This window comes from Ramlibacter sp. (assembly GCF_036383835.1).
Lineage (GTDB): Bacteria > Pseudomonadota > Gammaproteobacteria > Burkholderiales > Burkholderiaceae_C > Ramlibacter.
The window spans coordinates 14555-27724 of sequence record NZ_DASVNN010000122.1 but is presented as its reverse complement, the minus strand read 5'-3'; the positions used below and the strand labels follow the sequence as shown (position 1 = coordinate 27724).

13 protein-coding genes are annotated in these 13170 nt (G+C 69.6%); 10 read left to right on the top strand and 3 right to left on the bottom strand.

The genetic code is table 11. The annotated features are described in order from the left end of the window. Nucleotides 1–120: 120 nt before the first annotated feature. The gene (locus VF522_RS19730; protein ID WP_330910017.1) at nt 121–3306 is read right to left on the bottom strand and encodes an Rne/Rng family ribonuclease; all 3186 of its coding nucleotides are present in this window, start codon (nt 3304–3306) and stop codon (nt 121–123) included. A gap of 501 nt (nt 3307–3807) precedes the next feature. Here VF522_RS19730 and VF522_RS19725 point away from each other — a divergent pair. Genes VF522_RS19725 through VF522_RS19710 form a run of 4 tightly spaced genes read left to right on the top strand, consistent with a single transcriptional unit; the run spans nt 3808 to nt 6895 of the window. Continuing rightward, on the top strand, nt 3808–4857 hold the full coding sequence (locus VF522_RS19725; RefSeq protein ID WP_414709561.1) for an RluA family pseudouridine synthase: 1050 nt from the start codon (nt 3808–3810) through the stop codon (nt 4855–4857). Then, a complete protein-coding gene (locus tag VF522_RS19720) occupies nt 4814–5482 on the top strand; it encodes an HAD-IA family hydrolase (RefSeq protein WP_330910016.1) in 669 nt (222 codons plus the stop codon). The genes VF522_RS19725 and VF522_RS19720 overlap by 44 nt, the downstream gene beginning before the upstream one ends. Next, nucleotides 5479–5862 carry a Rieske (2Fe-2S) protein gene (locus VF522_RS19715; RefSeq protein WP_330910015.1) on the top strand — a complete coding sequence of 128 codons (384 nt, stop codon included), beginning with the start codon at nt 5479–5481 and terminating at the stop codon, nt 5860–5862. The genes VF522_RS19720 and VF522_RS19715 overlap by 4 nt, the downstream gene beginning before the upstream one ends. Before the next feature lie 7 nt (nt 5863–5869). Then, nucleotides 5870–6895 carry a S49 family peptidase gene (locus VF522_RS19710; protein WP_330910014.1) on the top strand — a complete coding sequence of 342 codons (1026 nt, stop codon included), beginning with the start codon at nt 5870–5872 and terminating at the stop codon, nt 6893–6895. 12 nt (nt 6896–6907) lie between these two features. Here the strand turns inward: VF522_RS19710 and VF522_RS19705 are convergent, their stop codons facing one another. Both VF522_RS19705 and VF522_RS19700 read right to left on the bottom strand, forming a co-directional pair. After that, nucleotides 6908–7669, bottom strand: coding sequence for an SAM-dependent methyltransferase (locus VF522_RS19705; protein ID WP_330910013.1), 762 nt, complete (start codon nt 7667–7669; stop codon nt 6908–6910). Further along, complete coding sequence (locus tag VF522_RS19700; protein ID WP_330910012.1) at nt 7669–8274, bottom strand: Maf family nucleotide pyrophosphatase; 606 nt, start codon at nt 8272–8274, stop codon at nt 7669–7671. The genes VF522_RS19705 and VF522_RS19700 overlap by 1 nt, the downstream gene beginning before the upstream one ends. 25 nt (nt 8275–8299) lie before the next feature. Between VF522_RS19700 and VF522_RS19695 the strand changes: the two genes are divergently transcribed. The 6 genes from VF522_RS19695 (at nt 8300) to fabG (ending at nt 13085) form a co-directional block, all read left to right on the top strand. Then, a complete protein-coding gene (locus VF522_RS19695) occupies nt 8300–8845 on the top strand; it encodes a YceD family protein (protein ID WP_330910011.1) in 546 nt (181 codons plus the stop codon). Between the two features lie 179 nt (nt 8846–9024). After that, complete coding sequence (gene rpmF / locus VF522_RS19690; RefSeq protein ID WP_169421151.1) at nt 9025–9207, top strand: 50S ribosomal protein L32; 183 nt, start codon at nt 9025–9027, stop codon at nt 9205–9207. A gap of 114 nt (nt 9208–9321) precedes the next feature. After that, nucleotides 9322–10374: a phosphate acyltransferase PlsX gene (gene plsX, locus VF522_RS19685; RefSeq protein WP_330910010.1), complete on the top strand. Its 1053-nt coding sequence runs from the start codon at nt 9322–9324 to the stop codon at nt 10372–10374. Beyond that, nucleotides 10371–11348 carry a beta-ketoacyl-ACP synthase III gene (locus VF522_RS19680; RefSeq protein WP_330910009.1) on the top strand — a complete coding sequence of 326 codons (978 nt, stop codon included), beginning with the start codon at nt 10371–10373 and terminating at the stop codon, nt 11346–11348. Before plsX ends, VF522_RS19680 begins: the two co-directional genes overlap by 4 nt. Nucleotides 11349–11385: 37 nt before the next feature. Next, nucleotides 11386–12336 (top strand): ACP S-malonyltransferase, encoded by a 951-nt coding sequence (gene fabD, locus VF522_RS19675; protein WP_330910008.1) that lies wholly within the window; start codon nt 11386–11388, stop codon nt 12334–12336. Next, complete coding sequence (fabG, locus tag VF522_RS19670) at nt 12333–13085, top strand: 3-oxoacyl-ACP reductase FabG (protein ID WP_330910007.1); 753 nt, start codon at nt 12333–12335, stop codon at nt 13083–13085. Before fabD ends, fabG begins: the two co-directional genes overlap by 4 nt. The last annotated feature ends 85 nt before the right edge of the window (nt 13086–13170 follow it).

Here is a 13170-nt window from a genome sequence, read left to right as displayed (position 1 = left end):
CACCCCGACCTACATTTTTCGCGATCCTGGTCCCCGTAGGTCGGCGGTGAGCCCGAAGGCGAACCCCGACGCCAACAAAAAGGGCGCCCGAAGGCGCCCTTTTTCGTGGCCAGCCCGCCGTCAGAACGGCAGCTGCAGGTTGCGCAGGTCGCGCTTGGTCTCCACCAGCACCAGCGGACCTTCGTCCGCCACCACCACCGGCGGCCGCTCGCGCGGCACGCGCACCGGCTTCGGTTCGGCGGCGATCGCGGCCTGGGCGGCGGCGATCTTGTCGGCGTCCGACAGCACCCAATGCAGGCCCGAGCCTTCGGCGACGTTCTTCAGCTCGTCGACCGGCAGCTGGAAGGGCTGCACGCGAGGCACGGCACCGCGATGCGCGTGCTCCTCGTGCGCCGGGGCGGCCTTGGCTTCCGCGCGCACCGCGTGGTGCTCCTGCGGCAGCGGCGCGTGGCCGGCGAACACTTCCATCTCGGCGGGCGAGACTTCGGCGCCCGTGGCGACGATCGCGTCGGCGGGACGCTCGGCGCGGTCACCGCGCTCGCGGCGGTCGCGGCCGTAGCGGTCGCGCGAACGGCGGTCGCGGTCGCGGCGGCCTTCGCCGTCGGTGCCGTCGACGCGGCGCTCGTCGTAGTGCGTGTGCGACTCCAGCACCGGATTGGCGCCGGGGGGCAGTTGCGCCTCCGGCGACTCCATCACCTGGCCCACCGAGCTGGCCGCGCCGGCCAGTGCGATGGCTTCGGTGCCGGCGTCGGCCGGGATGCCGTCACGGCCTTCCTCGGCGCGGCGCTCGCCACGCTCGCGGCGGCCTTCGCCACGGCCCTCGCGACGTTCGCCGCGTTCGCCCCGCTCACCGCGCTCACCGCGCGGCGGACGCTCCTGGCGCTGCTGCTCGTCGCCGCCTTCGGCGCCTTCCTGCGGCGCGGGCACGATGCCTTCCGGCATGCTGCCGCGCGCATCGATCGACTCGCGGCTCTCGCGCGACGCGCGCTCGGCCTCGCGGCGCTGGCGCGCCTCGTGCCGTTCGCGGCTCTCGCGCGGCTCGCGGTCGTCGCGGCCTTCGCGCGGCTCACGGCCTTCGCGTTGCTCGCGCGCTTCCCGCGGTTCGCGCTGTTCGCGCGGCTCACGACCCTCGCGAGGCTCGCGTGCCTCGCGCGGCTCACGGCCTTCACGCTGTTCCCGTGCTTCGCGCGGCTCGCGGCCTTCACGCGGCTCGCGCCCCTCGCGCTGGTCACGGCCCTCGCGCTGCTCGCGACCGCCACGCTCGCCGCGTTCGCCCCGCTCGCGCCGGCCTTCGCCGCGCTGCTGGTCGCGTTGCTGCTGGCCCTCGGGGCGCTGCTGCGCGCCCTCGGCGCCTTCCGCCACCGCGCGGTCGCGGCGTTCGCCACGCTCGCCGTCGCGGCGGCCTTCGCCGCCCCGGCGGTTGCGGTCGCGGTCGCCGCGCTCGCCACGGCCGTCGCGGCGATCGCCCCGGCGGCCGTCACCCCGGCCTTCGCGCCTCTCTTCCTTGCGGGGCTCGGCCACCGCGGGCGCGGGCGCCGGCGCGGCGGCGGGCGCCAGGCCCAGCGCACCCTTCAGCCAGGAGAAGAAACCGCCTTCGGCCGGCGCCGTCACCGGCGCGGGGCGCTGCTGCACGGGCGCGGGCGCCGGCGCGGCCTTGGCCACGGGCTCCTGCACCGGCGGCTTGGCCACGGGCATCGGGGCCGGCGCGTCGGGCAGCACGCCCTTGATCACCGGCTCCTGCTTGTTCACGCGCTCGTGCGAGCGGCGCGTGACCTGCGTGGCCTCGTCGAAGTCCTCGGCCATGTGGTAGCTGGCCTTGAGGTTGTCCAGGCGCGGGTCGTCGTGCTTCAGGCGCTCCAGCTTGTAGTTGGGCGTCTCCAGGGTCTTGTTGGGGACCATGAGCACGCTGATGCGCTGCTTCAGCTCGATCTTGGCGATCTCGGTGCGCTTCTCGTTCAGCAGGAAGGAGGCGACTTCCACCGGAACCTGCACCTGCACCGCCGCGGTCGAATCCTTCATGGACTCTTCCTGGATGATGCGCAGGATCTGCAGCGCGGAGCTTTCCGTGTCGCGGATGTGGCCGTGGCCGCCGCAGCGCGGGCAGGGGATGGACGCGCCTTCGGACAGGGCCGGGCGCAGCCGCTGGCGGCTCATCTCCATCAGGCCGAACTTGCTGATCGAGCCGAACTGCACGCGGGCGCGGTCCTGCCGCAGCGCGTCGCGCAGGCGGTTTTCCACCTCGCGGCGGTTCTTCGACTCTTCCATGTCGATGAAGTCGATGACGATCAGGCCGCCGAGGTCGCGCAGGCGCATCTGGCGGGCCACTTCGTCGGCGGCTTCCAGGTTGGTGCGGGTCGCGGTTTCCTCGATGTCGCCGCCCTTGATGGCGCGCGCCGAGTTGACGTCGATGGACACCAGCGCTTCGGTGTGGTCGATCACGATCACGCCGCCGGAAGGCAGCTTCACCTCGCGGGCGTAGGCCGATTCGATCTGGTGCTCGATCTGGAAGCGCGAGAACAGCGCCGCGTCGTCGCGGTAGCGCTTGACGCGCTGCGCGTGCTCCGGCATCACGTGCGCCATGAACTGGTGCGCCTGCTCGTAGATGTCGTCGGTGTCGATGAGGATGTCGCCGATGTCGTGATTGAAGTAGTCACGGATCGCGCGGATGACCAGGCTGGATTCCTGGTAGATCAGGAAGGCGCCCTTGCCGCCTTTGGACGCGCCCTCGATGGCGGTCCACAGCTTCAGCAGGTAGTTCAGGTCCCACTGCAGTTCCGGCGCGCTGCGGCCGATGCCGGCCGTGCGGGCGATGATGGACATCCCGTTCGGGTACTCCAGCTGGTCCATCGCCTCCTTGAGCTCGGCCCGGTCGTCGCCCTCGATGCGCCGGCTGACGCCGCCGCCGCGCGGGTTGTTGGGCATCAGCACGACGTAGCGGCCGGCCAGCGAGATGAAGGTGGTGAGCGCCGCGCCCTTGTTGCCGCGCTCTTCCTTCTCCACCTGGACCAGCAGTTCCTGGCCTTCCTTGATCACGTCGTTGATCCGGGCCTGCGACACCGGCACGCCGGGCGCGAAGAACTGCTTGGAGATCTCCTTGAACGGCAGGAAGCCGTGGCGGTCCTCGCCGTAGTCGACGAAACACGCCTCGAGCGAGGGCTCGACGCGGGTCACGACCGCCTTGTAGATGTTGCCTTTGCGCTGTTCGCGCCCTTCGATCTCGATCTCGTAGTCGAGCAGTTTCTGCCCGTCGACGATCGCCAGCCGGCGTTCTTCCGCCTGCGTGGCGTTGATCAGCATCCGCTTCATAAAGCGTTACCTCTTCTTCTCAAGCACTCGGGCCTGTTGGGCCCACAGATGCCGGACGGACGCTTCGAAACGGATGGAATTGCCGGGAGTGCGATGCGGCTGCCGGAGCTGTCTAGCTCAGCAACCGTCGCAAGGGCACAGGGATGGGGGCGAGCGGGCGACGGCGCTGCACCGCAAATGCAGCGGTGGGAAGGGCGCCGAAGAGGGGCCATGGGACCTGCATGGCGGGCGCGGGCAGCAGCCAGCGCCAGAATGCCAGGAGGAGAACCATCAGCACCATTGTCTCGCTTTGATCCGTCCGCGAGCCCGGAGGGCTTGCGGACCTTGTATTCCGTTCAGTGTTTCGAAGAGCCGGACCGTGCCGGCATCGCCCGCGCCACGACGGGCTCTGGCCCGGAATCTGCGCGCGACGATGCCGGTGGCATCGACCTGCCAGGGCGCCGGGGTGGGGATGCGTGGACTAAACTGCCAGCCAAATCAACCACTTACGGCGTAACTCTGGTGAAACTGATTATAGGGGGCGGACCGCCCCCTGCAAGCGCGGAGGTGAGATTTCTGACGGTGGGGGAGGAGTCGGCCGGGCAGCGACTGGACAATTTCCTCATCCGGGTGCTCAAGGGCGTGCCCAAGACGCACGTCTACCGCATCATCCGCTCCGGCGAAGTCCGGGTGAACAAGGGCCGGGCTTCGGCCGACGACCGCGTGCAGGACGGCGACGTCGTCCGGGTGCCGCCGGTGCGCGTGTCCCAGTCCGCCGAGACCGAAAAGCCGGCTCCCGCGCGGGAGTTCCCCGTGCTGTTCGAGGACGAGCACCTGCTCGCCATCGACAAGCCGGCCGGCGTGGCCGTGCACGGCGGCAGCGGCGTGAGCTTCGGCGTGATCGAGCAGTTGCGACAGGCGCGTCCGGCCGCGAAATTCCTGGAACTGGTGCACCGGCTCGACCGGGAGACCTCGGGCATCCTGCTGGTGGCCAGGAAGCGCTCGGCGCTCACGAAACTGCAGGACCAGTTCCGCGACCGCGAAACCGGCAAGACCTACCTGGCGCTGGTCACCGGCGCCTGGCCCGCCAACAAGAAGGTGATCGACCAACCGCTGCACAAATACCTGCAGGCCGACGGCGAGCGCCGCGTCAAGGTGGTGGCGAAGGACGATCCGGACGGGATGCGGTCGATCACGCTCGTCAAAGTGGCGGAAAAGCTCTTTCTCCCTCCCCCTCCGGGGGAGGGCCGGGGTGGGGGCGCTGCGGGCGCTCGCGAAGCCACCCTCCTCGAGGTCACCATCAAGACCGGCCGCACCCACCAGATCCGCGTCCACCTCGCCTCCGCCGGCCATCCCATCCTCGGGGACGACAAGTACGGCGACTTCGAGCTGAACAAGGCCTTGCAGAGGCAGGGCCTCAAGCGCATGTTCCTGCATGCGTGGCGGTTACAGTTCGACCATCCCGCCACGGGCGAGCGCATCGCCCTGCAAGCCCCGCTGCCGCCCGAGCTGCAGAAATTCACCGACCATGCCCGCCTCCCGCCCCCGCCGGTTCGACCTGATCGCCTTTGACTGGGACGGCACGCTGTTCGATTCCACGAAGATCATCGTGCGCTGCATCCAGCGCGCCGTGGCCGACGTGGGCGGCGCCGTGCCGACCGAGGAAGCCGCCTCCTACGTGATCGGCATGGGGCTGATGGAAGCGCTGGCGCATGCCGCGCCGGACGTGCCGCGCGAGCGCTACGCCGAGCTCGGCGCGTCCTACCGGCGGCATTACCTGAACCACCAGGACGACATCAGCCTGTTCGACGGCGTGCTGCCCATGCTCGCGCAGCTGCGCCAGCGGCACCACTGGCTGGCGGTGGCCACCGGCAAGTCGCGCCGCGGCCTCGACGAGGCGCTGCGCTCGGCTCAGCTCGCCGGCGTGTTCGACGGTTCGCGCACGGCCGACGAGACGGCCGGCAAGCCCGATCCGCGCATGCTGCACGAGCTCATGCGCGAGTTCGGCACCGAGCCGGAGCGCACGCTCATGATCGGCGACACCACGCACGACCTGCAGCTGGCGCTCAACGCCAGCTGCCCGAGCGTCGCGGTGAGCTATGGCGCGCACGCCTTCGAGGGTTTCGCGGCGCTGCGGCCGCAGGCGATCGTCCACTCGGTGGGCGAGCTGCACGGCTGGCTGCTGGAGAACGCATGAGCGCCTTGCCCGACGAAGGCGAGCTGATCCCGCTGTGCAGCGCGCGCGAGCTCGTCGACGGCGGCATGGCCGTTCCCTTCGACGTGGTCTTCGGCGGCCAGACCTGCCGCGCCTTCGCCATCCGCTACCAGGGACGCGTGCACGCCTACCTGAATCGCTGCACCCACGTGGCGATGGAGATGGACTGGCAGCCCGACCAGTTCTTCGACGACACCGGCCGCTGGCTCCTTTGCAGCACCCACGGAGCGGCCTACCAGCCCGACACCGGCGCCTGCGCCGGCGGCCCCTGCCGCGGTAGCCTTACGCGCATCGCGCTCACGGAGCGCGAGGGCGTGGTGCACTGGCATACTGCCTTCAACCTGCAACCTGTTTCCTTCTGATCCGCGAATGAACGAGAACGAGCAACCGAACGCCCCGGTTCCGCCGCCTGCCGCCACGCCGGTTCCGCCGGCGCCTGCGCAGCCCGCCGCCACTGCGTCGCAAGCTCCCGGCTGGGAGCGCGCGACCCTCGAGAAACTGCTGTTCGCCTCGCTGGAGGAACAGCGCACCGCACGCCGCTGGCGCACGTTCACGCGTACGGCCTGGCTGCTGTTCTTCCTGTTCCTGATCTGGACGATCGGCTTCCGCGGCGCGCCGCCCACCGACAAGGCCTCGCCGCACACGGCGGTGATCGAGATCCAGGGCGAGATCGGGCCGGACCAGGAAGCGAGCGCGGAGTTCATCGTGGCCGCCGCCAAGGCCGCCTTCGAGGATCCGGGCGCGCAAGGCGTGGTGCTCCTGATCAACTCGCCGGGCGGCAGCCCGGTGCAGGCGGGCATCATCAACGACGAACTGCGGCGCCTGAAGGCGATCCACAAGAAGCCGCTGTACGCGGTGGTGGAGGAGTCCTGTGCTTCCGCGGCCTACTACATCGCCGTGTCGGCCGACCGCATCTTCGTCGACAAGGCCAGCATCGTCGGCAGCATCGGCGTGCTGATGGAAGGCTGGGGCTTCACCGGACTGATGGAGAAGCTGGGCATCGAGCGGCGCCTGCTCACCGCGGGCGAGAACAAGGGCTTCCTCGATCCCTTCAGCCCGCAGACCGAGCGGCATCGCCAGCACGCCCAGCAGATGCTGGACGTGGTGCACAAGCAGTTCATCGACATCGTGAAGACCGGACGCGGCAAGCGCCTGAAGTCGGACAGCCCGGAGCTGTTCAGCGGGCTGTTCTGGACGGGTCAGCAGGCGGTGGAACTCGGCCTGGCGGACCAGCTCGGGAATCTCGACTTCGTCGCCCGCGAGGTGATCAAGGCGGAAGAACTGGTCGATTACACGCGGCGCGAGAACGTGGCGCAGCGGCTGGCCAAGCGATTCGGCGCGGCGGTGGGCGAGGGCGCGGTGAAGGCGCTGCGCAACGTGCAGCCGATGCGCTGAGTTCTCGCCGACTCACACCCCGATCGCAAACACCGCCGGCACGTCGTTCGCCACCGGCGCCGCTTCCTTCTTCCACGCGGCGACGCTCGCACTGCGGCACTTCGCCTGCGGCAAGGTCAAGCCTGAAGCCACCGCGATCCGCGTCGCCGGCTTCAATCCCTGCACCATCGCCTGCCACAGCGCCGCATTGCGGTAGGGCGTCTCGATGAACAACTGCGTCTGCCCGGTCCGCGCCGCGAAGGCTTCGAGATCGCGCAGCCGCTGCGTGCGCGCCGCCCCATCCTGCGGCAGGTAACCCACGAACGCGAAGTTCTGCCCGTTCAGCCCGCTGGCCGCCAGCGCCAGCAGCAGCGACACCGGCCCGACCAGCGGAACCACCTCGATCCCGAGCTCGTGCGCCGCGCGCACCACCGAGGACCCCGGATCGGCGATCGCCGGCATGCCGGCCTCGCTCAGCAAGCCGACGTCGTGGCCCGCGACGGCCGCCTGCAGCAGCGGCTTCGCATCGAAGGCGGCGGGACCGTGGTCGCCCTTCTTGTGGACTTCGCGCGGCAGCTCGGCGATCTGCTGCTGCTGCAGGGGCAGGGCGAGCGGCTGCAGCTCGCCGATGCGCTTGAGGAAGGCCCGCGCCGTTTTCGCGTTCTCGCAGACCCAGTGCGTGAGGCCGGCCGCGACCGCGATGGTCCCTGCGGGCAGCACCTCCGTCACCGGAACGGCCGTCTCGCAGCCGAAATCCAGCGGCGCCGGGACGAGGTAGAGGCGGCCGCTTGCCATCAGAAGACGCGCAGGCCCGCGGCGCGCAGCATGCGGCAGGTGCGGATCAGGGGCAGGCCCACGAGCGCGGTGGGATCGTCGCTGTCGATCGCCTCCAGCAGCGCGATGCCCAGGCCCTCGCTCTTGGCGCTGCCGGCGCAGTCATAGGGTTGCTCGGCCCGCAGGTAGGCCTCGATCTCCTCGCGTGCGAGGGTGCGAAAGCGCACCCGCACCGGCGCCAGGTCGTGCTGGGCGAAGCCCGTGTCCTGGCACATCACCGTGACGGCGGTCTGGAACACCACGGTCCTGCCGCTCATCTTCAGCAGCTGGGCGACGGCGTTCGCATGGTTGCCCGGCTTGCCGAGGGGCTCGCCCTCCAGGTCGGCCACCTGGTCGGAGCCGATCACCACCGAGGAGGGATGCATCCGTGCAACGGCGGCCGCCTTGGCAGCGGCGAGCCGCCGCGCCAGCGCTTCGGGGCTTTCGCCGGCGCGCGGGGTTTCGTCGACGTGCGGTGGCTCGACGGTGAACTCCAGCCGCAGGCGCGACAGCAGTTCGCGGCGGTAGGCCGAAGTCGAACCCAGGACGAGCGGACGCACCGCAGAGTCACGAGAGGCAAGTTGCATCCGGCGATTCTCTTACACTGAATTCATGGCAAAGGACTTTGATCCGCGCCGCCTGGACGTCCGCCGCTTCGCCGAGGAAGGCGGGCAGCTGGACGCGAGCGACGCGCTGGGGACGTACCCCCGTCTCGTGAAGGAAACCGTGGAAACCGAGCGCCGCGCGCGCGAGGTGCGCTGGCATGCGCGCGGCGAAATACTGAATCCGCGCCACGTGCAGCCGGAGGTGTGGGTGCACGTGGAGGCGGATGCGAGCGTGCCGCTGGTGTGCCAGCGCTGCCTGCAGGCGGTGGACGTTCCGCTGTCGGTGGACCGCTCCTTCCGCTTCGTGGCCGACGAGGCCACCGCGGCCGCCGAGGACGACGAGGCCGAAGAGGACCTCCTGGCCCTGAGCCGCAGTTTCGACCTGGTCGAACTGGTGGAGGACGAACTGCTGATGGAGCTGCCCCTGTCGCCCCGGCACGACGTCTGCCCCGAGGCCGTGAAAATGTCCGCCGAGGACCCGGGCTTCGAAGCCGCCGGTGCCGAGAAGGTCCATCCCTTCGCCGTGCTGGGCAGGCTGAAGACCGGCAAGTAGCAGGAGAGGGCACTTGGGCTATAATCGCGGGCTTCGCGCCAGACGGGCAGCCGCAGCTACTGCGGATACGGCCAGACCAGCGCGCGCGCAGCGAAACGGTCCGGCGGCAGGCGCCGGCCCGGTCCAACCCGATAACCCGCGTTGCCCCCTGGGCGGCGCACCGATTCCAGGAGCCCGCCATGGCCGTCCAGCAAAACAAGAAGTCGCCTTCCAAGCGCGGCATGCACCGTTCGCACAATGCCCTGAACGTTCCGGGCATCGCGGTGGAGCCCACCACGGGCGAAACGCACCTGCGCCACCACATCAGCCCCACCGGCTTCTATCGTGGCCGCAAGGTCGTCAAGACCAAGAACGACGCCTGATCCCGCCTGGACACGAAGGCCCGGCTGCCTTGCGCAGGCCGGGCTTTTTTCTTGGTTACCCTTGCGCGATCGTTCCCTCCGGAACGCTCCCCATTTGGCTCTACAGTTGAGGCCATGACGACCACCCTGGCAGTCGATTGCATGGGGGGCGACCACGGCCCCCGCGTCACGCTCGCCGCCTGCCGGCACTTCCTGGAGGCGCATGCCGATGCGCAGCTTCTCCTGGTGGGTGCGCCGGCCGCGCTCGAGCCCCTGCAACATCCGCGCGCCCGCGTCGTGCCCGCCACCGAAGTCGTGGCCATGGACGACGCGGTCGAAGTCGCCCTGCGCAAGAAGAAGGATTCGTCCATGCGCGTGGCGATCCAGCAGGTGAAGGACGGCAGCGCGCAGGTCGCCATCTCCGCCGGCAACACCGGCGCGCTGATGGCGCTGGCCCGCTACCTGCTCAAGACCGAGGACGGCATCGACCGTCCCGCCATCGCGACGCACCTGCCCAATGCGAAGGGCGGCGCCACGACGGTGCTGGACCTGGGCGCCAACGTGGACTGCACCGAGCAGCACCTGCTGCAGTTCGCGGTGATGGGCTCGGCGCTCGTGTCCGCGCTTTCCGGCGAGGGCAACCCCAGCGTCGGCCTCCTGAACATCGGCGAGGAGGTCATCAAGGGCAACGAGGTGATCAAGCGGGCCGGCGAACTGCTGCGCGCCGCCGGGGCCTCCGGCGACCTGAACTTCTTCGGCAACGTGGAAGGCAACGACATCTTCAAGGGCACGACCGACATCGTCGTGTGCGACGGCTTCGTCGGCAACGTGGCACTGAAGACCAGCGAAGGGGTCGCGTCCCTCATCAGCGGCTTCCTGAAGGAAGAGTTCGCACGCAATCCGCTGACGAAACTCGCAGCGATCGCAGCCTATCCGGTCCTATCTGCGCTCAAAAAGCGCGTGGACTACCGCCGCTACAACGGCGCGGCCCTGTTGGGACTGCGCGGCCTGGTGTTCAAGAGCCATGGTTCCGCGGACGAGCTCGCGTTCGAGCAGGCCCTGAACCGCGCGTATGATGCGGCCCGAAACAATCTGCTCGACCGTGTCCAGGCCCGGATCGCGCACGCCCGGCCCTTGCTGGTCGGCGACGCGGATGCCCCGCAGGAAACGGTTACCACGACAGCATGACGAGATATTCCCGGATCACGGGCACCGGCAGTTTCCTGCCCCCCAGGCGCGTGACCAATGCGGATCTGGCGGCGCAGCTTGGCGAGCGCGGCATCGAGACTTCCGACGACTGGATCGTGGAGCGCACCGGCATCCGGGCGCGCCACTTCGCCGAACCCGACGTCGCCACCAGTGACCTCGGCTTGCAGGCCGCGCGCAACGCGCTCGAAGCCGCCGGCCGCCAGGCTTCCGAGATCGACCTGATCATCGTGGCGACCTCGACGCCGGACATGGTGTTCCCGTCGTCCGCCACCATCCTGCAGAACAAGCTGGGCATCGCGGGCTGTCCCGCGTTCGACCTGCAGGCCGTGTGCAGCGGCTTCGTCTATGCGCTGACCGTCGCCGATTCGATGATCAAGAGCGGCGCGGCCAGCAAGGCGCTGGTGATCGGCGCCGAAGTGTTCTCGCGGATCCTCGATTTCAACGACCGCACGACCTGCGTGCTGTTCGGCGACGGCGCCGGCGCCGTGGTGCTGGAGGCGTCCGACACGCCCGGCATCCTGGCGAGCGACCTGCATGCCGACGGCAAGCACGTCGAGATCCTCTGCGTGCCCGGCACGGTGTCCGGCGGCAAGGTGCACGGCAACCCGCTGCTGCGCATGGACGGCCAGGCGGTGTTCAAGCTGGCCGTGGGCGTGCTGGAACAGGCCGCCCGGACCGTGCTGGAAAAGGCCGGCCGCACCGAGGCCGACGTCGACTGGCTGATCCCTCACCAGGCCAACATCCGCATCATGCAGGGCACGGCCAGGAAGCTGAAGCTGCCGCTGGACAAGCTGGTGGTGACGGTCGACCAGCACGGCAACACGTCGGCCGCGTCGATCCCGCTGGCGCTGGATGCCGCGGTGCGCGGCGGCAAGGTCAGGAAGGGTGACACGCTGATGCTCGAAGGCGTCGGCGGCGGCTTCACCTGGGGCGCGGTCCTGCTGGACTTCTAGAAGCCCGCAGCGCTTCGCACAAGCACAAGAGACAGCCATGAAACCGTTCGCTTTCGTCTTTCCCGGCCAGGGTTCGCAGTCCGTGGGCATGCTCGATGCCTGGGGCGACCACCCTGCCGTCGCCCAGACGCTGGAGGAAGCTTCGTCCGCGCTGGGCGAGGACCTCGGCCGCCTGATCAAGGAATGCCCCAAGGAAGCCCTGGCGCTCACCACCAACACGCAGCCGGTGATGCTGGTGGCGGGCGTCGCCGCCTACCGTGCCTGGCGTGCCGAAGGCGGCGCCGAGCCGGCCGCGGTGGCTGGCCACTCGCTGGGCGAGTACGCCGCGCTGGTCGCGGCCGGCGCGCTGACGCTGGCCGATGCCGCGCCGCTGGTGCGCTTCCGCGCCCAGGCCATGCAGGAAGCCGTGCCGGTGGGCACCGGCGCGATGGCGGCCATCCTGGGCCTCGACGCGCAGAAGGTGATCCAGGGCTGCGCCGAAGCCGTGCGCACTTTCGGTCCCAACAGCGACGAGGTGGTGGAAGCCGTGAACTTCAACGACCCGGCGCAGACCGTGATCGCCGGCAGCAAGGCCGCCGTCGACAAGGCCTGCGAGCTGCTGAAGGCTTCGGGCGCCAAGCGCGCGCTGCCGCTGCCGGTGTCGGCGCCGTTCCACTCCAGCCTGATGAAGCCGGCCGCCGAGAAGCTCAGGCAGCGGCTCGCCGCGACCGCGATCCAGGCGCCCCGCATCCCGGTGGTGAACAACATCGAGGTGCAGGTCGAGACCGATCCCGACCGCATCCGCGGCGCGCTCTACGAGCAGGCTTTCGGCCCGGTGCGCTGGGTCGAGTGCGTGAAAGCGATCCAGGCGCGCGGCATCGACACGATCGTCGAGTGCGGCCCCGGCAAGGTGCTGGCCGGCCTCGCCAAGCGCATCGACGGCTCGCTGAACGCCGCCTCCATTTACGATCCGGCCACGCTGGCCGAAGCCAAGGGGATGCTGGCATGAGCGCACACGTGGACATGCACGGGCAGGTCGCCCTGGTCACCGGCGCTTCGCGCGGCATCGGCCAGGCGATCGCCCACGAACTCGCCGCCCGCGGCATGAAGGTGATCGGCACCGCCACCACCGACGAAGGCGCGGAGAAGATCACCCAGGCCCTGTCGCAGCACGCGGACTGCCGCGGCGTGAAGCTGGACGTGAACGACGCCAAGGCCGCCGAGGCGCTGGTCGACACGATCGCCAGGGACAACGGCGGCCTGCACGCCCTGATCAACAATGCCGGCATCACCCGGGACAACCTGTCCATGCGCATGAAGGACGAGGAGTGGGACGCCGTGCTGGATACCAACCTGAAGGCGGTGTTCCGGATGAGCCGCGCCGTGATGCGCACGATGATGAAGCAGCGCTACGGCCGCATCGTCAGCATCACCAGCGTGGTGGGCGCTTCCGGCAATCCGGGCCAGGCGAACTACGCGGCGGCCAAGGCCGGCGTGGCCGGCATGACGCGGGCGCTGGCCCGCGAACTCGGCAGCCGCGGCATCACGGTGAATTGCGTGGCGCCCGGCTTCATCGAAACGGACATGACGGCGGCGCTGCCTGAAGAACAACAGAAGGCGCTGCTGGGCCAGATTCCCCTGGGCCACCTCGGCAAGCCGGCGGACATCGCCCATGCCGTTGCGTGGCTCGTTTCCCCGCAGGCCGGATACGTCAGCGGCCAGGAAATCCACGTCAACGGCGGGATGTTCATGGCCTGAGGGTGATAACTCTAAAAAATCGCCGAGGCGATTTTTCAGAGTTGCTGATCAGTGTGAAGAGGCCCGGCAAAGCCGGATCCTCTTC

What these genes read in the sequence shown, in the direction of transcription:
- VF522_RS19700 (WP_330910012.1), bottom strand. Translation starts at nt 8,274, where the DNA reads ATGCAACTTGCCTCTCGTGACTCTGCGGTGCGTCCGCTCGTCCTGGGT.
- VF522_RS19705 (WP_330910013.1), bottom strand. Translation starts at nt 7,669, where the DNA reads ATGGCAAGCGGCCGCCTCTACCTCGTCCCGGCGCCGCTGGATTTCGGC.
- VF522_RS19680 (WP_330910009.1), top strand. Translation starts at nt 10,371, where the DNA reads ATGACGAGATATTCCCGGATCACGGGCACCGGCAGTTTCCTGCCCCCC.
- fabG (WP_330910007.1), top strand. Translation starts at nt 12,333, where the DNA reads ATGAGCGCACACGTGGACATGCACGGGCAGGTCGCCCTGGTCACCGGC.
- fabD (WP_330910008.1), top strand. Translation starts at nt 11,386, where the DNA reads ATGAAACCGTTCGCTTTCGTCTTTCCCGGCCAGGGTTCGCAGTCCGTG.
- VF522_RS19710 (WP_330910014.1), top strand. Translation starts at nt 5,870, where the DNA reads ATGAACGAGAACGAGCAACCGAACGCCCCGGTTCCGCCGCCTGCCGCC.
- VF522_RS19730 (WP_330910017.1), bottom strand. Translation starts at nt 3,306, where the DNA reads ATGAAGCGGATGCTGATCAACGCCACGCAGGCGGAAGAACGCCGGCTG.
- VF522_RS19720 (WP_330910016.1), top strand. Translation starts at nt 4,814, where the DNA reads ATGCCCGCCTCCCGCCCCCGCCGGTTCGACCTGATCGCCTTTGACTGG.
- plsX (WP_330910010.1), top strand. Translation starts at nt 9,322, where the DNA reads ATGACGACCACCCTGGCAGTCGATTGCATGGGGGGCGACCACGGCCCC.
- VF522_RS19695 (WP_330910011.1), top strand. Translation starts at nt 8,300, where the DNA reads ATGGCAAAGGACTTTGATCCGCGCCGCCTGGACGTCCGCCGCTTCGCC.
- VF522_RS19715 (WP_330910015.1), top strand. Translation starts at nt 5,479, where the DNA reads ATGAGCGCCTTGCCCGACGAAGGCGAGCTGATCCCGCTGTGCAGCGCG.
- rpmF (WP_169421151.1), top strand. Translation starts at nt 9,025, where the DNA reads ATGGCCGTCCAGCAAAACAAGAAGTCGCCTTCCAAGCGCGGCATGCAC.